This window comes from Hymenobacter cyanobacteriorum, assembly GCF_022631375.1.
GTDB classification, from domain to species: domain Bacteria; phylum Bacteroidota; class Bacteroidia; order Cytophagales; family Hymenobacteraceae; genus Hymenobacter; species Hymenobacter cyanobacteriorum.
This window is the reverse complement of sequence record NZ_JALBGC010000002.1, coordinates 432,257-453,079: the sequence shown is the minus strand read 5'-3', so window position 1 is coordinate 453,079 and position 20,823 is coordinate 432,257. Positions and strand designations below refer to the sequence as shown.

The 20,823-nt window shown below is 57.4% G+C and carries 16 protein-coding genes; 3 read left to right on the top strand and 13 right to left on the bottom strand.

Translation table 11 applies throughout. The annotated features are described in order from the left end of the window. The first annotated feature begins 87 nt into the window (after positions 1-87). Together MON38_RS07070 and MON38_RS07065 are read left to right on the top strand one after the other, a co-directional pair. Positions 88-3,279 (top strand): efflux RND transporter permease subunit, encoded by a 3,192-nt coding sequence (locus MON38_RS07070; RefSeq protein ID WP_241935458.1) that lies wholly within the window; start codon positions 88-90, stop codon positions 3,277-3,279. A gap of 180 nt (positions 3,280-3,459) precedes the next feature. Further along, positions 3,460-4,908, top strand: a complete 1,449-nt coding sequence (locus MON38_RS07065; RefSeq protein WP_241935457.1) for a TolC family protein — start codon at positions 3,460-3,462, stop codon at positions 4,906-4,908. A gap of 88 nt (positions 4,909-4,996) precedes the next feature. Here the strand turns inward: MON38_RS07065 and MON38_RS07060 are convergent, their stop codons facing one another. From MON38_RS07060 to MON38_RS07040, 5 genes are all read right to left on the bottom strand, one after another. Continuing rightward, positions 4,997-5,449 (bottom strand): DUF4262 domain-containing protein, encoded by a 453-nt coding sequence (locus tag MON38_RS07060; RefSeq protein WP_241935456.1) that lies wholly within the window; start codon positions 5,447-5,449, stop codon positions 4,997-4,999. Positions 5,450-5,508: 59 nt separating this feature from the next. Beyond that, the gene (locus MON38_RS07055; protein WP_241935455.1) at positions 5,509-5,991 is read right to left on the bottom strand and encodes a GNAT family N-acetyltransferase; all 483 of its coding nucleotides are present in this window, start codon (positions 5,989-5,991) and stop codon (positions 5,509-5,511) included. 85 nt (positions 5,992-6,076) lie between these two features. Then, positions 6,077-6,940, bottom strand: coding sequence for an alpha/beta fold hydrolase (locus tag MON38_RS07050; protein ID WP_241935454.1), 864 nt, complete (start codon positions 6,938-6,940; stop codon positions 6,077-6,079). Positions 6,941-7,106: 166 nt separating this feature from the next. Continuing rightward, positions 7,107-7,988, bottom strand: coding sequence for an NAD(P)H-binding protein (locus MON38_RS07045; protein ID WP_241935453.1), 882 nt, complete (start codon positions 7,986-7,988; stop codon positions 7,107-7,109). A 98-nt stretch (positions 7,989-8,086) separates the two neighbouring features. Continuing rightward, positions 8,087-8,956, bottom strand: a complete 870-nt coding sequence (locus MON38_RS07040; protein ID WP_241935452.1) for an AraC family transcriptional regulator — start codon at positions 8,954-8,956, stop codon at positions 8,087-8,089. A 124-nt stretch (positions 8,957-9,080) separates the two neighbouring features. Between MON38_RS07040 and MON38_RS07035 the strand changes: the two genes are divergently transcribed. Beyond that, the gene (locus MON38_RS07035; protein ID WP_241935451.1) at positions 9,081-10,214 is read left to right on the top strand and encodes an XdhC family protein; all 1,134 of its coding nucleotides are present in this window, start codon (positions 9,081-9,083) and stop codon (positions 10,212-10,214) included. A 153-nt stretch (positions 10,215-10,367) separates the two neighbouring features. Here the strand turns inward: MON38_RS07035 and MON38_RS07030 are convergent, their stop codons facing one another. The 8 genes from MON38_RS07030 to MON38_RS06995 all read right to left on the bottom strand — a co-directional run bounded on the left by MON38_RS07030 (position 10,368) and on the right by MON38_RS06995 (position 20,805). Then, complete coding sequence (locus MON38_RS07030; RefSeq protein ID WP_241935450.1) at positions 10,368-13,163, bottom strand: TonB-dependent receptor; 2,796 nt, start codon at positions 13,161-13,163, stop codon at positions 10,368-10,370. Positions 13,164-13,555: 392 nt separating this feature from the next. Then, positions 13,556-14,485 (bottom strand): DUF6268 family outer membrane beta-barrel protein, encoded by a 930-nt coding sequence (locus MON38_RS07025; protein WP_241935449.1) that lies wholly within the window; start codon positions 14,483-14,485, stop codon positions 13,556-13,558. Positions 14,486-14,665: 180 nt separating this feature from the next. Continuing rightward, on the bottom strand, positions 14,666-14,944 hold the full coding sequence (locus MON38_RS07020; RefSeq protein ID WP_241935448.1) for a hypothetical protein: 279 nt from the start codon (positions 14,942-14,944) through the stop codon (positions 14,666-14,668). 194 nt (positions 14,945-15,138) lie between these two features. Further along, positions 15,139-16,527, bottom strand: a complete 1,389-nt coding sequence (gene preA, locus MON38_RS07015; protein ID WP_241935447.1) for an NAD-dependent dihydropyrimidine dehydrogenase subunit PreA — start codon at positions 16,525-16,527, stop codon at positions 15,139-15,141. 92 nt (positions 16,528-16,619) lie between these two features. Next, positions 16,620-17,945, bottom strand: a complete 1,326-nt coding sequence (locus tag MON38_RS07010) for an FAD-dependent oxidoreductase (protein ID WP_241935446.1) — start codon at positions 17,943-17,945, stop codon at positions 16,620-16,622. A gap of 120 nt (positions 17,946-18,065) precedes the next feature. Then, positions 18,066-18,932, bottom strand: coding sequence for a nitrilase-related carbon-nitrogen hydrolase (locus MON38_RS07005; RefSeq protein ID WP_241935445.1), 867 nt, complete (start codon positions 18,930-18,932; stop codon positions 18,066-18,068). Between the two features lie 169 nt (positions 18,933-19,101). Next, entirely contained in the window at positions 19,102-20,475 is a 1,374-nt protein-coding gene (gene hydA, locus MON38_RS07000) for a dihydropyrimidinase (protein WP_241935444.1), read from the bottom strand. Between the two features lie 45 nt (positions 20,476-20,520). Continuing rightward, entirely contained in the window at positions 20,521-20,805 is a 285-nt protein-coding gene (locus MON38_RS06995; RefSeq protein ID WP_241935443.1) for a hypothetical protein, read from the bottom strand. Positions 20,806-20,823 lie beyond the last annotated feature (18 nt).

Genomic DNA, 20,823 nt, shown 5'->3' with positions numbered 1-20,823 from the left:
GCGGGTGGTTAATGGGCTGCAGTGGCTAGTAGTTTTCCTCAAAACATAGCTAACAGCTATAAGCTATTGGCTAACAGCTAAATAAATATGTTTAGTAAATTCATTCGTAGGCCAGTATTTGCCATCGTTATTTCGATTTCCATTCTGCTTATGGGCGGGCTGGCCATCATTCAGCTGCCCACGTCGCAGTTTCCGGAGATTTCGCCGCCGCTGGTGATGGTGAGCGCCTCGTACCCGGGCGCCAGCGCTAAAGTCCTGACCGAGTCGGTGCTGATTCCGCTGGAGCAGGCCGTGAACGGCGTGCCGGGCATGAAGTACATGACCTCCGACGCCGTATCGGCCGGTGAGGCCAACATTCAGATTGTCTTCAACCTGGGCACCAACCCCGACCAGGCCGTGGTGAACGTAAATACCCGCATCGCGCAGGTGCTCAACCGCCTGCCGCTGCTGGTGCAGCGCGAGGGCGTGGTAGTGAACCGCGTGGTACCTAACATGCTGATGTACGTGAACTTGTACTCGAAAGACAAGAACACGGACATGAAATACCTGTTCAACTTTGCCGGCGTGAACATGCTGCCCGAGTTGCAGCGCATCAACGGCATCGGGCGGGCCAGCATCTTGGGCAGCCGGCAGTACGCCATGCGCGTGTGGCTGAAACCCGACCGCATGCGGGCCTACAACATCTCGGTCGATGACGTGATGAAGGCGCTAGACGAGCAGAGCGTGATTGGCTCGCCGGGCCGCATTGGCCGGGCCGATGGCAAGAGCGCGCAGTCGCTGGAATACGTGCTGAGCTACCAGGGCCGCTTCAACGACGTGGAGCAGTATAAGAACGTGATTCTGAAGGCCAACCCGAACGGAGAAAGCCTGCATTTGAAAGACGTGGCCAACGTGGAGCTGGGCTCGGAATACTACGACATCTACTCCAACCTGAACCAGTACCCCTCGGCGGCCATCGTGCTGAAGCAGACCTACGGCTCGAACGCTTCGGACGTAATTAAGGAGGTGAAAGCCAAGCTGGACGAGCTGAAGAAAACCAGCTTCCCACCCGGCATGGACTACAAAATCACCTACGACGTGTCGAACTTCCTCGACGCCTCGATTGAGAACGTGATTCATACCCTGCGCGATGCCTTTATTCTGGTGGCGCTGGTGGTGTTCATCTTCCTCGGCGACTGGCGCTCGACGCTGATTCCGGCGCTGGCCGTGCCGGTGTCGCTGGTGGGTTCGTTCATTGCGATGCAGGCGTTTGGCCTCACCATCAACATGATTACGCTGTTTGCGCTCGTGCTCTCGATTGGTATTGTGGTCGATAACGCCATTGTGGTGATTGAGGCGGTGCACGCCAAGATGGACGAGCAGCACCTGTCGCCCTATAATGCAGTCCGACAAGTCGTTGGAGAAATCAGCGGGGCCATCATCGGCATCACCATCATGATGACGGCCGTGTTCATTCCGGTGTCGTTCATGAGCGGCCCGGTGGGCATTTTCTACCGCCAGTTCTCGATTACCATGGCCACGGCCATTGTGATTTCGGGCCTCGTGGCTTTGACCTTGACGCCGGTGCTCTGCGCCATGATTCTGAAAAACCATCACGGCCAACCCAAGAAACAAACGCCGCTGCAGCGCTTCTTCGACTGGTTCAACCGCGGCTTTGAAAAGCTGACGAATGCCTACGTGGGCCTGCTCCAGCGCATTGTGGCCAACCGCATTGTGACTTTCGTGATGCTGATTGCCTTCGGGCTGGGCATCTGGGCCATTGCGGCCAAGCTGCCGGCCGGCTTCATCCCGAGCGAAGACCAGGGCCTGATTTACGCCATTGTGCAGACGCCACCCGGCACCACGCTGGAGCAAACCAACGCCGTGTCGCGGCGTCTGGCTAACCTGGCCAAAGACATTCCCGGCGTGGCCAACATATCGTCGCTGGCGGGCTACGAAGTTCTGACTGAAGGCCGTGGCTCGAACGCCGGCACCCTGCTGCTGGACTTGAAACCGTGGTCGGAGCGCAAGGAATCTATTGCCGAAATTGTGGCCAACCTGGAGAAAAAGGCGCACGAGATTCCCGGCGCGAACATCGAATTCTTCGAGCCGCCAGCCGTACCGGGCTACGGCGCGGCGGGTGGTTTCCAGCTGCAATTGCTCGATAAAACCAACTCCGGCGACTATAAGGCGCTGGAAGCAGTGAACAACGAATTCATCGCCAAGCTGAAAAAGCGCAAGGAGCTGGCGGGCCTGTTCACCTTCTTCTCGGCCAACTACCCGCAGTACGAGCTCAAGATTGACAACGAGTTGGCCATGCAAAAGGGCGTGAGCATCGGCAACGCCATGAACACCCTGAGCATTATGGTGGGCTCGACCTACGAGCTGGGTTTCATCAAGTACCAGCGCTTTTTCAAGGTGTTCGTGCAGGCTTCGCCCGAATATCGCCGCCTGCCGGAAGACATTCTGAACATGTGGGCCAAAAACGACAAGGGCGAAATGGTGCCGTTTTCGGCCTTCATGAAAATCGTGAAGACCCAGGGCGCCAACGAAATCAACCGCTATAATATGTACACCACCGGCTCCATCCGGGGCGGGGCCGCGCCGGGCTACAGCTCGGGCGAGGCCATCAAGGCCGTGCAGGAAGTGGCCGAAAGCCTGCCCCACGGCTACGGCATCGACTGGGGCGGCCTGTCGAAAGACGAAGTGAGCCGCGGCAACGAATCGACCGTGATTTTCCTGGTCGTGCTGGTGTTCGTGTACCTGGTGCTGGCCGCCCAGTACGAGAGCTTCCTGCTGCCGCTGGCCGTTATTTTCTCGCTGGTGGCGGGCGTGTTCGGCTCGTTCCTGTTCATCAAAATCTTCGGCCTGGCCAACGACATCTACGCTCAGGTTGGTCTGGTGATGCTCGTGGGTCTGCTGGGTAAAAACGCGGTACTGATTGTGGAATTCGCGGCCCTGAAACACGAGGAAGGCATGAGCGTGCGCGACGCGGCCATTGAAGGCGCGAAGACTCGATTCCGCCCGATTTTGATGACCTCGTTCGCCTTCATCGCCGGCCTGATTCCGCTGGTGGTGGCCACCGGCGCCGGCGCCATCGGCAACCGCACCATTGGCAGCTCGGCGCTGGGCGGCATGCTGTTCGGCACCGTGTTCGGGGTAATCATCATTCCCGGCCTGTACTACTTCTTCGGCACCTTGGCCGGCAATAGCAAACTGATTCGCGACGAGAACGAAGCTCCCATCCTCGAAGGCGTAGAGCCCCGCGTGACACTAGAAGAAATGGAGCCTTATGCCTAGTGAGCCGGTCACGGTTTCGGGAGCCTTCTGAACGATGTAGGGGCGGGGCTTGCCCCTGCCCAGACGTTTGCGCAACTGCAATGCTTCCGTTCAACGGCGGGCGGGGACAAGCCCCGCCCCTACATCGCACAATGCCAATCCTTTGCAATAACACGGAAAGCGTAAGCCAACCGCACAAATATGCTTAAGCAACGAATTTATCAAGTCCTCGGCGCGGCCAGTCTGGCCCTGGCCGTGGGGGCCTGCAAAACGCCCGAGCTGGTGGTGAAGAACGAAAGCCGCAACGTGCCGGCCAGCTACTCCACCGCTACCGCCGCTACGTCACTCGACAGCGCCAACACGGCCCGCGTGCAGTGGAAGCAGTTTTTCACCGACCCCAACCTGCAAGGCCTGATTGAAACTGCCCTGCAAAACAATCAGGAGCTGAACATCACGCTCCAGGAAATTGAGATTGCCAAAAACGAAATCCGCGCCCGCCAGGGCGAGTACCTGCCCTTCGTGAGCCTGGGCGCGCGCGCCGACGTGGAGAAGGTGGGCCGCTACACCCTGCAGGGCGCTACCGAGGAGCAGGTTCAAATCAAGGAAGACCGCCGTACGCCCGACCCACTCACCAACTTCCAGTTGGGCGCGTTTGCCACCTGGGAGGTCGATATCTGGCACAAGCTGCGCAATGCCAAGAAGGCCGCGGCCATCCGTTATTTGGCTACTGTGGAGGGCAAAAACTTCATGGTGACCAACCTGATTGCCGAAATTGCCAACTCCTATTACGAGTTGCTGGCCTACGATAATCAGCTGGCCATCGTGAAGCAGAACATCGGTATCCAGAGCAACGCGCTGGAACTGGTGAAGCTGCAGAAGGAGTCGGCCCGCGCCACCGAGCTGGCTGTGAAACGCTTCGAGGCGCAGGTAGAGCACACCCGCGCCCTGCAGTTCAAGCTGCAGCAGAGCATCCTCGAAACCGAGAACAAGCTAAACTACCTGGCCGGCCGCTACCCGCAGCCGGTGGCGCGCAACACGCAGTCGTTCAACGACCTGCTGCCGGCTACCATTCAGGCCGGCTCGCCCGCGCAGCTACTGGCCAACCGGCCCGATATCCGGCAGGCCGAGCAGCAGCTCGCCGCCGCTAAAATCGACGTGCAGGTGGCTCGCGCCAATTTCTACCCCTCGCTGGGCCTGTCGGGCGGCGTCGGGTTGGCAGCCTTCACGCCGGGCCTGTTGGTGAGCACGCCCCAGTCGATGCTCTATGCCCTGGGGGCCGACCTGGCCGGCCCGCTGTTCAACCGCAACGGCATTAAGGCCGCCTACTACACGGCCAACGCCGCGCAAACCCAGGCGGCCTATCAGTACGAAAAAACGGTATTGAATGCCTACGTAGAGGTATCGAACCAGGTGGCTAGCATCGGCAATCTGGCCAAGAGCTACGACGCGAAAGCCAAGGAAGTGGCAGCCCTCAACCAGTCGGTGGACATTTCCAACAGCCTTTTCCGCTACGCCCGCGCCGACTACACGGAAGTCCTCTTCACCCAGCGCGACGCCCTGGAATCGAAGTTCGACCTCATCGAAACCCGCATGCAGCAGCTTAACGCCTCGGTGAACGTGTACCGCGCCCTGGGCGGCGGCTGGCAGTAACCGCGAGTAGCTGAGGCAGCGAAAGCCGCAAAAGAAACGCCCCGCAACTGATTGGTTGCGGGGCGTTTCCCTTTTAATAAGAAAAATTTCAGTTTTTGAAATTCCCAACTATTTCCTGGTCATAATTATAACCAGCATCATTGGGAAAGCACCCTTTCGTATCGGGATAGATTAATTGAACATATCTAAAATCTTCATCGCCATAAAATCTAATGCTTGAAAGAACATATTCCTTTAACCTATCCTTCGGCGCCTCTATCAAATAAATAGGGAACCTATCAGTAAGGCTATTAATTCTCTTGTCTAACGGCACAGAACCGACGTCTTTAAATTCATTTACATAATTTTGAATGAGTTCATGTGACAGGTTTTGAGGCAACGCAGAAATAAAAATCTCTGGAATACCGAAGTTCTTATAAATTCCCGTTGAATAGCAAAATGAAGGAGTCGTATCACCAAAGACAAAAGTTGAGTGATAACCATATTGCTCAATAGCTGCTTCAACCTTCTCGTGATATTCTTTTATCTGTTGGTCAGTCATGATTTTTGATTGAGCGAATTTGGCACAATTAGATTGGCAATGTAAAGGATAATAGATTTTCAGTTTGAAAGTCTGTAAATGTGCTCTTCCGTCTCAGCTTGCCGCGCGTTGGCGAACCCCTGGTCCGTTCCGGTTTTCACAAACCCACATTTCTCTAAAACCTTCTGCGAACCATAATTATCGAACGCCACGCGGCCGTAGATTGGTCTGGCTGGTTCGATTTTTAAGAAGTCTTTCAGGGCAGTAGTCGCTATTCCTTGCCCCCAAAACTTCTTATCAATCCAATATGTGACTTCAGCGTCGCCATGCATCATGAATTTCGCGATGCTGCCCACAATTTCACCATTAACTTTTATGGTTCGCATGTGAATGGTCGGGTCGGCCAGGTGTTTTGCATACTTCTCGATGTAGGCCTGTTTGTCTCTCGGGTCTTTCGGGGTGAACGCAGCTAAGCGAATTGCTTCTTCATCTGTCTGAAACAGAAACAGGGTGTCTAAATCGTCTCTCACTGTTTCAGTCAAGGTGATAGGGCGAACTGTCATTGTACTGAAATTAAGTGCTTAAGGACTGTATTAAAGGTTACCCTCAAACTTAATCCATCTTCTAGCATTCAATCCCGAATTAGTATCAGGACAGGAAACGAATGAGCTCAGAAGTAGTTCGCGCCGCGTCTTCTTCCGGCAGGAAATGGCCGCAGTCAAAGGCAACGCCCTGGACGTCGTTGGCTTTGGCCTGCCATACGTTCAAAATATCAAACGAGGCCCACATGCTCTTGGCGCTCCAGAGCACCAGAACGGGGCAGGATATTTTGCGTTGGTGGTCGGCCTGGTCGTGCGCCAAGTCGATACTCGCGGCGGCGCGAAACTCCTCACACGTGGCGCGAATAGCGGCTGTATCGAAGCAGCGCTCGTATTCGCTTCTAGCTGCGGGCTCGAGGGCATTTTTGCTGCCGGCCCAATGGTCCAGGCACCAGTTTAAATAGAAAATTGGCTCCGCTCCTATTAGTCGTTCGGGCAACTCATCTTCCTGAATGGAGAAAAACCAATTGAACGCATTGGTGGCAATTTCTTTGTCAACGTTTTCAAAAGCCGTGCTGGTGGGAATAATATCCAGCAGAACCAGTTTGGACACTTTATCGGGGTAGTCGAGAGCCAGGCGGTGCGCTACCCGGGCGCCCCGGTCGTGCCCAACGACGGCAAAGGAATCAAAGCCCAGCTGCTTCATCACTTCAACCTGGTCCTGCGCCATTGCGCGCTTCGAATACGCGGCGTGCGTGGAATTACTCGCCGGTTTTGAGCTGTCGCCACAGCCGCGCAGGTCGGTACATACCACGGTGAAATGTTCGGCCAGCATTGGGGCTACTTTGTGCCAGCAACAATGCGTTTGCGGGTAGCCGTGCAAGAGCAGCAGTGGGTACCCCGTGCCACCCTGGACCAGATTGATGGTTGCTTCTCCGGTATTTAGTTGCTTGCGAACAAAATTGTCAAACATAAAAACCAATGTTTGGGGGATAACGAAAATGCCGCATAGCGAACTGCCACCAGCTACGCCCCCATTAGCACTCAAACGCTATACTGACTCCAAAAACACTGTAATATAGGTGCTGTTTGGCAAGTCAGAAACAGATTATCACAGCGTAGTAACTGGCTACCCGCCGCTAAAATGCCGCCGAAAATTCTTTCGCAAATTCCTTCAGCTTTACCGTCCCCAAAACCGGCCGGTGCTGCCAATAATCTTCGCCCAGTTTGCCGCTGTTGATGCTGGCGTAAATGTCCACTACTTCGTCGGCCCGGTCGGTAGACACGCCGTGGCTGGTCATGTTTTGCCGCATCTGCTCATCGGAGAAAGCCACCCATTGCAGGTCGGGCTTACCAATGGCCGCGCCGATGGCGTGGGCCACTTCGGTGGCAGTGCGCTCGTCGCTGGCTACGTAGCGCACGCTATGGCCAATGGTGGCGGCAGGTTTTGTCAGTTCCTCGGCAGCTGCCGCGGCAATATCGCGCGGATGCACGAAGGACACATCAATGTCGCCCGCATAATTAGCGCCCATTATTCCCGCGCCTTTTATCATCCCGACCGACGTATAAAAGTTGGTATAAAAGGACGTGGGCCGCAGGTGTGTGAGGTCAATATCCGGCACTTCGCGCAGCAGAACTTCCACATCGTGCGTGCCAAGAATACCGCCGGTGCCTTCGCTTAAATGCGCGCCCCAGCTGCTGAGCTGCACTACCCGGCGCACGCCTGCCTGCTGCACCGCCAAGGCATAATTACGGCCAATTCGCTGGTGGTAGGCCCGCGAATCGGTCACGGCGAAATTGGGTGGCACCATAAGGTACACAGCCTCGGCGCTAGCGAAAGCGCCCGCGAGAAAATCCGGGTCATTTACTGAGCCGATGGCGGCGGCAGCACCCAGCGCTTCAATTTCGGTTTGCTTTTCGGGGCTGCTGCTGATGACGGTGACGGCGTGGCCCTGCTGTACCAGCGCGATGGCCAGCGGCTTGCTAATGTTCCCGAGGGAACCGGTGAGTGTGATTTTCATACCACAAAGCTCCGCCGGGCCGGGACCGGACGAAAGAGCAAAACGGCGGGAAAATTGGGCCAGAGTGCGGCACGTGTTGTTGAACAGCCCGTCACGTTTTACAAGCGTTGCCGATACATAGCCGGCGAAAATCCGGTGCCTTTTCGAAAAAACCGGCCGAACGCAGACTGGTCGGCGAAATGCAACTGGTCGGCAATCTGGCCGATGAGCAGGGCGGGGTTTTGCAGGAGCACGTGCGCCTCCAACAGTACGGCTTCGGCCAGCCACTCCACGGCGCGTCGGCCGGTGGCGTCCTTCACGGTTTCGGCCAGGTGCTTGGGCGTGATGCAGAGCTTATCGGCGTAAAAGCCCAGGCTGCGCTCGGTGGCGTAGTGGCGGTTGACGAGCTGCTTGAATTCGGCGGCAATCTGCTGGCTGCGCGTCTGAATGGCTTTTGCCGAAACGTGCTGCGCGCTGTAAATGGGCGCCGTTTCGTGCAGCAGAATATGAATGAGGCTGCGCAGAATCTCCTCGCGGTAGGCGTGCGGCATTGCGTACTTCTGCCCGATTTGGTGCAGCACCGCGGCAATACTTTCGGCCTGCGCGGGCGCGAGCAGAAAAACGTGGTTGGCATCCCGCTCAAAAAACGCAAAAGCATCCGGATTCAGGCCACTATTGGCCGCAATAAACTCCCGGGTGAAAAAGATGCTCAACCCTTCAAAGTCAGCCGACATCAGCGGCCATTGCTTAACGACGTAGGGCGACAACAGCATCAAACAGCCAGGCCCAATATCGTAGGTTTCGAGGTTTACTTTCAGGCGGGCATGGCCGCGCAGGCAGAGGCCAATTTTGTAGTAATTGCTGCGATACGGCAGGTTGATGGGCAGCTGCGACGGGGCAGAATCCGGCCCTAAAAAGAAAACTGCGGCCGGTTTTTCCGCCGTTTCGCTGAGGGCGTTCAGCTGGTAAAGAGGAATTGCGGCGGTCATAAAAGTTAATATACGCGCCGCGGGCCCACGGCTGGCGGCCGAACCCAAACCGCACCGGCCGGCCCGTGGTTTACCGAACCCGGCCCCGCCCCCGGGCGTATTTGCTGCGCTACCCCTTACTGCCATGACTGAACTGCAACGCCTGCTCCTCGCCTACGACCGCCACCGCGAAGCCCGCCGCCCCTGCGCCCTGGCCACGGTGGTGGAGGTGCTGGGCTCGGCCTACCGCCGCCCCGGCGCCCGCATGCTCGTGACCGAAGACGGCGAGCTAACCGGGGCCATCAGCGGGGGCTGCCTGGAGGGCGATGCCCGCCAGCGCGCCCGTCAGGCCATTTTTCGGGGCCAGCCGGCGCTGGTCACCTACGACACGCGCGATGAAGACGACCCGCGCCACGGCCTTGGCCCCGGCTGTCAGGGCGTGGTTCGCATCCTGCTCGAACCGTTGGATTTTGCGGCGGCCGACAACCCCGTGGAACTGCTGCGCGGCTTTGCCCGGCATCCCGAGCCGGCCGTACTGGCCACGGTGTTTGAGACGGATGCTTCGGGCCTGAGAGCTACAGTAGGGCAGCGGGTGCTGCTCTCGGCCACTGGGGCGCTGCGGGGCACTCCCCTGCTGGCCGGCCCGCTGGCCGCCGCCGCCCGCGCCACGCTGGCGCAGGGCCTGTCGCAGGTGCTTGATATTGAAACCGATGCCGGCCCGGTGCGGGCGCTGCTGGAGGTGCTGGTGCCACCGCTGCGCATGGTGGTGTACGGCGCCGGCAACGACGCGCAGCCGCTGGTGCACCTGGCCGCCTCGCTCGGCTGGCACATCACCGTGGTAGACGGCCGGCCCAACCTGACCACCGCGGCGCGCTTTCCCGAGGCGGCCGAGGTGCGCATTGTACCGGTGCGCGAGCTGGAAACGCAGGTTCCCGATGCGGGCGCGTACCACGTGCTGCTCAGCCACAACTACGCCTACGACCTGGCCGCGCTGCAAACGCTGCTGCCCACGGCCGCGCCCTACATCGGTCTACTCGGGCCGCGCGCCAAGGCCGGGCGGCTGCTGGAAGAGCTGGAATTATCAGAATCCGAAACCGCCGACGTGCTGCAACACCGCCTGCATAGCCCAATCGGACTGGATTTAGGCAGCGAAACGCCCGAGGAAATTGCCCTCGCCATCGTGGCCGAGGTTCAGGCCCGGCGGCACCAGCGCAACGGGCGGCCGCTGCGCGAGCGGGCTGGCACGGTGCATTCGGCGCCGGTGCCGCTGGTGGTATAATGCATTGTCATTCCAACGCAGGAGGAATATGGGCAAATACTCACCATTGGTTTTATTCAGATTCCTCCTTCGTCGGAATGACAGAAATCAAGGCACAAAAAAAGGGCCTCCGTTACTAACGGAGGCCCTTTTTTACGAGGTTTAACTTTTACCTTACTTCACGTCCACCAGAAGGCCCAGGTAAATCAGGCGGCCGATTTGCGGGCCACCGATAATCTGGATGTTGGTTTCGTTGAAGATGTTCGAGCCGCCCACCTGCAGCGTCGAGGCCAGTTTAGGAATGGTGTAGCCCACGTAGGCATCGGTGGTGTGGTAGGTCTGGATGTCGCCGGCGGCGAAGGGCATTTCCTGCTGGTGGCCCTGAATCCAGCGGTAGTTCACCGAGTAGGTCAGGTTTTTGGCCACCACGCCGTTGGCGCCCAGGTTGTACTTGTGCTTGGGCGTGTTGAAGTAGGTGCGGAAACCGGTGGGCAGGTTGCTGCGGTCGAGCACGTTCAGCGAGTAGTTGCCGGTCAGGTTTAGGCCTTTGTTCAGGTAGTAGGTCAGGGCAAAAGTGGCACCGTGGGTGCGCACCACCTGGCTGTTGTTCTGCGACACGAAGATGATGCGGGCCTCGGGCGTATTGAAACCGCTGCCGGTTACAATCGCGCTTTTCACCACAGCTTCGGCCGGGCGGCTGCCATTCACATTGCCCACGAACGCCGTGCCGCCGATGAAGTCGTTGTAGCGGCTGTTGAAGTAGCTGGCATCCACGTACACGTTGGGCAGAATAGCGCCCTTGTAGCCCACTTCCACCGTGTTCACGCGCTCCAGGCGCAGCTTTTCGATATTGATTTCAAAATCCGCCAGCTTCATGGTCGGGTCGTACGGGTTGTAGGCCCGGCCCTGCGCATCCGTGAAACCGTAGCCTTGGTAGCCATTGCCAATGTTGCCGAGCAAAATGAACGAGCCCACATCGGAGTGCAGATACTGGTCGGTCTGCGACGGGCTGCGGAAAGCCTGGCCGTAGCTGGCGCGGAAGTTATGCTGGTTGCGGGCCCCCAGCGAGTACACCGCCGCCACGCGGGGCGAGAAAGCGGGGTTGAAGTTCTTAAAGAAATCGACGCGACCGGCGGCGGCCAGCTTCAAATGGTCGTCGAGCATGGCGTGCGTAATCTGCGAATACGCGCCGTATTCGTAGTTCGGGATGCGGTTGCCGTCCAAGTCGGCAAACAGCACGCCGCCCGAGCCCAGCATGTAGCGCCGGTAGGCGGCCCCCACGATGAGGCCGGTTCGGGGGCTGCCCAGCACGAAGCTGCGCTGCGCACTCACGTCGCTCAGACGCGAGTTGAAGTGCTGGCCGGCACCGGTGCCGGGGTTGTTGTCCTGGGCAATCTGGTTGCGCAGCGTGTTGAACGTTTCGCTCCCGGCCACGGGCAGCGTGGCATTGGCGGCAGCCTGTGCCGCGGCCAGCGCCGCATCTACCGACTGCTTCCCAACCTGACGAGCGTAAGTGTAGGTCCCGTTATAGGTACCGAAATACAGGTCGCGGTAGCTTGGCGACTGCGGATTAGCCGGATTGGATTTCGACTGCAGCAACTTGGCGCTCAGCTGGGTAAGCTCGTAGCTGCTGCCCGTGAAGTCCTCCGTAGTATAGGCCCGTATAAAGCCTTTCGAGCTCTTCAGCTCCAGGCGGTACTGGTCGGTACCCAGGTCCTTGATGCGGAAGCGGCTCAGGTTTTGGTAGGTCGAGGTGCCCACCCCGCGCTTGGCTTCCAACGTCAGCTTCAGGTCGTTGGTGAAGAGGTAGGACACGGCACCCTGCACGCGGTACGAGCGGGTGATGGTGTCGCCGGCCACCAGCTGGCGCTCCGTATAGCCGGGCAGGTACACGCGCTTGCCATACAGTTCCGGATTGACGCCCGGGTACGGTAAATAAGTCAAATCCAGTTCGCCGTAACGGTTCACGGCGTCGTAGCCCAGCGGCGAACCGGCCGGGTTGGTCGAGCTGGTTTGGGCGTTAAAGTTGTTCGCAATCCAGTCGTTGGCCCGGAAATAGCTGGCATTTACTTTGAAAGCCAGCTTATCGGTAATCTTGTGGGCGTAGCGCACCTGGCCATCGAGCAGGCTGCGCTGGCCGCCGCGCAGGCGCACGCTCAGGCCCTCGTACACAAACGGGTCTTTCGAGTTGAAGAGCACCACGCCGCTCAGCGCGTTCGAGCCGTATAGCGCCGAAGCCGGACCGTGCACAATCTCAATGCTTTCCATGTCGAGTTCCGGAATGCCTACCATGTTGCCGGGGCTCAGGTTCAGCGACGGCAGCGCCGTGTCCATGTAGTCCACGAGCTGAATCACCCGCTCCGACTTGGCCGTGTTGAAGCCCCGCGTGCTGATGCTGGTAAACAGCATCGAAGCCGAGTTCACGTCGATGCCGGCCAGGTTGCCCAGGCCCGCCAGCACTTCCGGCGTGCTGATGCGCTCGACCTGCTTGGCCGATACCTTGTCAATCGTTACCGGCGCACGCATGATGTTTTCCTCCACCCGCGAGGCCGAAACCACCGTTTCGCTCAGCATGGTGGCACTCGGCACCAGCGACACACTCAGTTGGTCTTCGGGCTTTTGCAGCACCACCGTCTGGGTTTCGTAGCCGACGTACGACACGAGCAGTTCGACCGGGCCGTTGGCAAACGAGCCATTCAAGTCGAAATGACCCTCCTGGTTGGTACTGGTGCCGATGTAAGTGCCTTTGATGAAGACGGTAGCGCCCGGCAGCGGGTCGCCGGCATTCGTCAACACGGCCCCACCGATGTGGCTGCCCGTGGGGTCCGAAGCGAGGCGCAGCTTCTTGGTTTTGGCTTTGTTGGATTTGGTAGGAGCGTGGTGCGGCACTGGAGCAGCACCCGGGGCGGCTGCAGCCGAAGCAGCCGGCGCAAGCGCCGCCACCATCAACGCAGAGTAAAGTTTACGCATGAGATTAATTAACTCGGGGTATTAGAAAAGTCAAAATTACCCTTGTTCCTTCGCCTCGGTCCCATTTTTTCGGCAGAGGCATGTTACCACGGGGTGAATACGTCCCAAACCGGGACCAACTTTTCTATACCAAATATTAATTCAAGCTAACCACTCACTAAAAACACAGTTTAAATAGGTTTAATCGGCATTATTTTTACAATAAGCCGGTATAAATTGTAAATATATCTTCAACTTGAAACACCGATTTTTTTCCCGATATTGGAATATAACCACTTAAAACACAGTTCCAAAAACATTACAACCATAAAAACAAATAACGGTAAAGTTCAATAATAATAACATGCTTTATTTCCTAAACGGCGTCGCATCGACTACTTATGCGACAGTAGCTACTTCGTCGGAACCCGGTAACCGAGGCTAATTCGGAAAGCCATTCCTTTCTCTATCCCGGGACTGGTTGGCGTAGGGGCCTTGCCCAATCCAATGTAGTCGATGGTTGCGTGCCACTGCTGGTCGCGGGCATACACCTCAATGCGCCGCGTCACGGCATAAGCCGCTGTGGCCCGCAACGCCCAACGGGCGTTTAGGTAGTGGTCAGCAAACAAGCCGTAGTGGCCCTGCTGGTACTGCACATATTGGTCGGCCGCCTGCAGGCGATAGGCAGTGTTGATACCAATCAGGTTGAAGCCGATGTTGGTGCGGGGAGCCACGGCGTAGCTCAGCGTGAAACTGGTGGGCAGGTCGCCGAAAGCCCGCCAACGAGTTCCGAGCCGCCAGTCGAGCCCCAGCAACAGCACGTATTGCGGCCCGTAGAACTGCTGCCGGTAGCCCACCGTGAGGCGGTAGGCGCGGCGCGGGCTGGTGCGGTAGGCCGCCCGTACCACGCCGCCCAGGGTGATACTCGCCGCGTGTACCTCGCGCAAATCTGAATTCAGCGCTGGCAGGGCCAGGGCCGTTAGCTCCAGCCGCTCACTCAGCCGTTGCCGGTAGCCCAAGATGGGCGAAATGCCATACACGGTGCCAACCCCAAACCCGGGCCGGTTACCGGCAAAGCGTAGCATTTCCAGGCTGGCACCGGCCAGGAAACTGTGGCTGCTGTCGGCGGCCTGGGCCACGGGCACAATAGCGCTGGCCCGGTACACATCGGCGTGAAAAGCGGGCTTATCTAGCGTTTTAAGATGCAGCGGCAGCCGCTCGTAGCTCAGGCTGATGCCTTCGGCATAGCCCTGCGCCCGGCCGGCCAGCGGTAGCACTAGCAGTAGGGCTTTCAGCAGATAAGTTGAGTAAGTGGATAGCAGGCGCGGTAAAAGTTGTGGCATCGGCAGGGTTGCAGGAGATGAGTCTCCAAAGAAAGCGCCCCGATAATAGGCAATCAGTAGCTACCAGCCCAATAAACCGGAGAAGCTTAGCGTGACCGCCTTTTTAGCCGTGCACGCGGCTAAAAAAAGCTGCCCACTTGCGTGGGCAGCTTGCTCTATTTTCCAGATTGTGGGGGCCGGTTAGTCGCGCCCGCGGTGGCCGCGTCCGCCACCATACCCGCCTCCGTAGCCACCGCCGCGGTGGTAGCCACCGTCACTACGGTAGGCATTGCCGCCGCGGTAGTATCCGCGCTGGGGCACTACGATAACGGGCCGGGGGGCATAGTAAGGACGAGCATAGCCGTAATACGGACGAGCCGGCGGGTAATAGCCATAGTCGGGGCCACCGAGCGAGGCCACACAGCCGCTGAGGGAAAACAACCCCAGGAAAAGAACGAAAATGAGGGCTTTAGCTTTCATAATATGAATACACGCCGAAGCGTGATAATTACAGGTGAAGTACGTTGTTATGCTAACAAAATGCAGGCCGAAATCATTACCAGGGCTTTGTTTTTCGCTCAGATTTCGGCTTGGCTACTTATAAACGGCAACGGCCCCCTGCCGGTTGGCAAGGGGCCGTATCATCAGGCAGTTAGCTGAAACCTGCGGGTAGCTTAAGCTTCCGTCGGAGCCACGGTTTCGCCCGAGTATAGACGGGCTTTACCGGGCAGCGTTTTGTGGCGCTCCTTGCCGAGGGCGGCGCTGGGCTCGGGCACCCAATGGTGGCGGCCGCCGGCTTTCTCGTCCTCAAACTCGGTGGGTGCGGTGCCGGCTTCAGTACGCTCCTTCCAGGTGAGGTGCTCGGTGCCAGGGTCGGTTTGCTCCATCGTGATGCACTGCTCAACGGGGCACACCAGCGAGCACAGGTTGCAGCCCACGCAGTTTTCCTCGATGATTTCGGGCACGCGCGTGCCAGCGTTCAGCTTGATGGCCTGGTGGGCGCCGTCTTCGCAGGCCGTGTAGCACAGCTGGCAGCCGATGCACTTATCCTCGTTGATGTTGGCCGTGACCTTGTACTTCATGTTCAGGTCTTCCCAGTGCAGCACGTTGGGCAGGGCCTTGCCCACCATGTCGTAGATGGTGTTGAAACCCTTCTCAACCATGTACTGCTCTAGGCCCGAAGTCATTTCCCGAATGATGCCGAAGCCGAAGTGCATGGCCGCTGTGCACACCTGTACCGAGCTGGCGCCCAGCAGAATGTGTTCCACCGCGTCGCGCCAGTTCTCGATGCCGCCGATACCCGAAATGGGCAGCTTGATATCGGGGTGCTGGGCGCAGTTTTTCACCATGTTCAGGGCAATGGGCTTCACGGCCGGGCCGCAGTAGCCGCCATTGGTGCCCTTGCCGTCCACAATCGGGTACGGCGCAAACTGGTCCAAATCAACGCCCACGATGCTCTGAATCGTGTTGATGAGCGAGATGGCATCGGCCCCGCCGCGCCGGGCGGCCATCGCCGGCTCGGTGATGTCGGAGATGTTAGGCGTGAGCTTCACAATGACGGGCTTGGTGGCCACTTCCATCACCCACTCCACAATCATCTGCAGCACCTTGGGCTCCTGCCCCACGGCCGAGCCCATGCCGCGCTCGCACATGCCGTGCGGGCAGCCAAAGTTCAGCTCGAAGCCGTCGGCGCCCGCGTCCTGGCTCTGGCGCACGATGTCGTGCCACTCCTGCCGGCTCTGCACCATGAGCGAGGCGATGACGGCGTGGTTGGGAAAGCGCTTTTTCACTTCCTCAATCTCGCGCAGGTTGTGCGAGAGCGGCCGGTCCGAAATCAGCTCGATATTGTTGAAGCCCACGAGGCGCTTGTCGCGGTAGTTCACGCCGCCGTAGCGGCTCGACACGTTGACAACGGGCACGCCCAGCGTTTTCCAGACCGCGCCGCCCCAGCCGGCGTCGAAGGCCTTCATAATCTGGTAGCCGGAATTGGTGGGCGGGGCCGAAGCCAGCCAGAACGGGTTCGGCGATTTAATGCCGGCGAAATTGATGGATAAATCAGGCATATTGTAGCGTGGACTCTGCGAGCCCGCGTATTGAAGGTGAAGTTTGGAATTTGACCGCTCACGCGCGGACTCGCAGAGTCCACGCTACAGTTCTACTTGCTCAAATAAGCATGAATACCGCGGGCTGTGAGCTTGGCTTCAGCTGCTGCATTCACCACTTCCGCACCGCCGTTCCAGGCATCGCCGGAAGCGAAGTATTTGGGGTTCGAAGTCTGCCCGGTGTGGGCGTTGGCGATGATGCGGCCCTTGCCGTCCAGCTTCAGACCGGGAATCAGGTTCAGGAATTCCGTCTGCTTGGCCTGGCCGGTGGCTTTTATCACCATGTCGCAAGGTTCCACAAACTCGGAGCCGGCAATTTCCTGCACGCGCCCGTCCTTGGTTTCGGTGCGAATGAATTTCACGCCCGACACGTAGCCGTTACCGGTAATTTCCACCGGGGCTACATTGAATAATCCTTTCACTCCCACCCCTTTGGCCAGGTCGTATTCGAACTCGTAAGCGCCCATTTCCTCCTTCGCCCGGCGGTAGGCCAGAATCACATTTTCCGCGCCAAGGCGTGAAGATTCCGACGCCGCATCCATGGCCGTGTTGCCGCCGCCCAGCACAATCACCTTGCGTCCTACGGCTACTTTATGCTGGTGCTGACGCAATTCGGCAATGAATTCTACTGCGCCGGTGCAATTGATTTTATCCTCACCCGGCAAGCCCAATTCGTTGGTTTTACCAAGGCCAATACCGAGGAAAATAGCGTCGTATTTATCCTCCAATTTCTCTAATTCTTCGCGCGAAGAAATAGCCGAGTTGAAATGCGTATTGTAGCCGAATTGCGCCTGCAAATAGTCCATCTCGGCCAACGTTTCTTCGTTGGTGATTTTGTACGGCGCCACGCCATAAACCGTCAGGCCCGAAGGCTGCGCTTTGGCTTCAAAAACATCCACGCCGTAGCCCAGCGCGCGCAGCTCGCAGGCAGCCGAAATACCAGCCGGACCCGCCCCAATTACGGCCACTTTCTTGCCATTATCCGCGCCGGGGCCGAATAGTTTTTCGCCGCTTTTAATCACCTTGGTGGTGGCAAAGCTCTGTAGGCGACCTATTTCAATCGGCTTCACTTCCTGCAGGTTGTACACGCAGGCACCTTCGCACAGTACCTCCGTAGGGCACACTTTGCCACAGGCGTTGCCGAAGTAATTAGCCTCGTAAATAGTGCGCGCCGCGCCGGTGTCGTTGCCCGAATTTATTTGGCGGATAAACTGCGGAATATCAATCCCTGATGGGCACGCTTTTATACACGGCGCATCGAAGCAAAAAAGGCAGCGGGAGCTTTCGTAAAGCGCCTCGGTGCGGTTCATCACCGGCTTCAATTGCGCGAAATTTTCCGCGAATTGCTGCTCGGTGGTAGGTGTAGAAAATTCAGCCACAGTTTTGGGAATGTTGAGTTTTGAGGGTTGAATGTTGAGTTGCAAATGCAGAGTGTTGAATTAGATGCCAAATTCTATTCGGCAACCAATTCAACACTCAACATTTAAAACTCAAAACTTCTAGAGTTCCACCAGTTTCTCGTAGGTTTCGGGGCGGCGGTCGCGGAAGAACTGCCAGGTATTGCGCACTTCCTCAATCATATCGAGGTCGAATTCGGCAATCAGCAACTCGTCCTTGTACTCATCAGCCTGCGCGATAATCTGGCCGCGCGGGTCCACGAAATAGCTGGTGCCGTAGAAGCGGCCCAGGTTCCAGGGTTTTTCTTCGCCGACGCGGTTGATGCAGCCCATGAAATAGCCGTTGGCAGCCGCGTGGGCAGGCTGCTCCAGCTTCCAGAGGTACTGCGAGAGGCCGGCCACGGTGGCCGAGGGGTTGTACACGATTTCGGCGCCGTTCAAACCCAGGATGCGGGCGCCGTCGGGGAAGTGGCGGTCGTAGCAGATATACACGCCTACTTTGGCGTACTTGGTCTGGAATACTGGGTAGCCCATGTTGCCGGGCTTGAAGAAGAACTTCTCCCAGAAGCCGGTAGTGTGCGGGATGTGGTTTTTGCGGTACTTGCCGAGGTAGGTGCCGTCGGCGTCAATCACCGCGGCGGTGTTGTAGAGGAAACCGGCCGACTCGCGCTCGTACACGGGCACAATCATCACCATGTTATACTTCTTGGCGTATTCGGCCATGCGGTCCGTAATCGGGCCGGGCACCGATTCGGCCGAGGCATACCAGGCTTTGTCCTGGCCAGGGCAGAAATACGGGGTATTGAAAATTTCCTGCAAACAGAGAATCTGAACGCCCTGGCGGCCAGCTTCTTCGATGAGCGGAATATGCTTCTGCACCATGGCTTCCATGATTTCGGCAATCGTGCCTTCGCCTTCGGTCATCGGCAGGCTCATCTGGATGAGGCCGGATTTAATAATTCTGGGCATTGGGGTTGTTAGGTGGGGTTGAGTTGTGTTTTTTGAATTAGAACGTCATTCCGAGCGAAGCCGAGGAATCTCGCGTGCATCCACTAATTATTGACGTTGCTACGATTGAATTACTAGCGCACGCGAGATTCCTCGGCTTCGCTCGGAATGACGTGCTGCTTTATTCGTTTTAAATATTCGTTTTGCTGCGCTTGATGAACTGGCCGTAGCCCTGCGAAACCTTCGTTTCTCCGGCATCTACCGCTACTTTTCCACGCAGCAAAACCGTGTCAATTTTACCAGTCAATTCCCAGCCTTCGTAGGCGGAATAGTCGACATTCATGTGGTGCGTATTCGCCGAAATTGTGTGCTTTTTATTCGGGTCGAAAACAACTAAATCAGCATCCGCGCCAATGCTGATGGTGCCTTTACGCGGGAACATGCCGAAGATTTTAGCGGCGTTGGTCGAGGTCACTTCCACGAATTTCTGCGGGGTGATTCTGCCCTTGTTCACGCCTTCCGAAAACAGCAATTCCATGCGGTGCTCGATGGCGGGGTGGCCGTTCGGGATTTTCGAAAAGTCATCTTTACCCATCAGCTTCTGCTCCCACATGAAGGGGCAGTGGTCGGTGCCGACCACGTTCACAAGGCCTTGGTTGAGGCCGGCCCAGAGCGTGGCCTGGTCCTTTTTCTCGCGTAGCGGGGGCGACATCACTACTTTCGCGCCGTTGGCTTCGTCCTCGTAGAGCGAGGCATCGAGCACGAGGTACTGAATGCAGGTTTCAACCAGCACGCGCTGGTTGCGCTCGGTGGCGCGGCGTACCTGGTTGAGCGCACCCTCGCAGGTGAGGTGCACGATGTAGGCATTCACGCCGGTGTAGTTGGCAATGTCGGCAAAACGACCCGAGGCTTCGGCTTCAGTTACTTCGGGCTGCGAGAGGTAGTGATAGAGTGGCGTGAGCTTGCCCTGTGCCCGGTTTTGGGCGATGAGCGTGTCAATCATGTCGCCGTTGGTGGCGTGGGCCGTCACGAGGCCGCCGTGCTTTTTCACCTCCTGCATCAGGCCCACCATCTGTGCGTCGTCAATCATGAGCGCACCTTTATAGGCCATGAATGTTTTGAAGGAAGTGATGCCCTCGGCAATCATGTCCTTGATTTCCTCCTTGGTGCTGGGGTTGAAATCCGTCACGGCCATGTGGAAGCTGTAGTCGCCCACGGCGTTGCCGGTGGCGCGGCCACTCCATTCTTCGAAGGCCGAACGCAGCGAATTGCCCTGCTTTTGCAGAATGAAGTCGATGACGGTGGTAGTACCTCCGTGCAGAGCCGCGCGGGTACCAGTTTCGTAAGTATCGGAGCTGAAGGTGCCCATGAAGGGCATTTCCAAATGCACGTGCGGGTCGATGCCGCCGGGCATAATCATTTTGCCGGTGCAGTCAATCACCTCCGCCCCATCGGCCGACAGGTTGCGGCCAATGGATACGATGGTTTCGCCTTCAATCAGGATATCGCAGACGGCGTCCGAATCGGCAGTGACGACGCGGCCGTTTTTTAGGAGAATGGACATGGGAATTAATTAACAACGATTACAGTGTAGTCTGTCGAACCGAAATTAGTTACTGTTTAACTGTATGCGGAATTTCATTCTCTTATAAACTGAATAGCTGATGTAGACTAATGCTAGAACATTAATTACATTCCAAACAGTCATAAAAACAGAAGCACATTTATCGAAATCTGTCATGCTTTCCCAGCTTCCATAGTCACTTTGAGAATCATCATGTTTATCATCATAACTCATCAAAGCAATTCCCATAGCTACATAAACTAAGACGTCGAATACAGCCAAAAACGCATATGCTATGATGCGCTTAATCTCTTGGCTGATTAATGACATTTTTAGGAATTGTTCTGG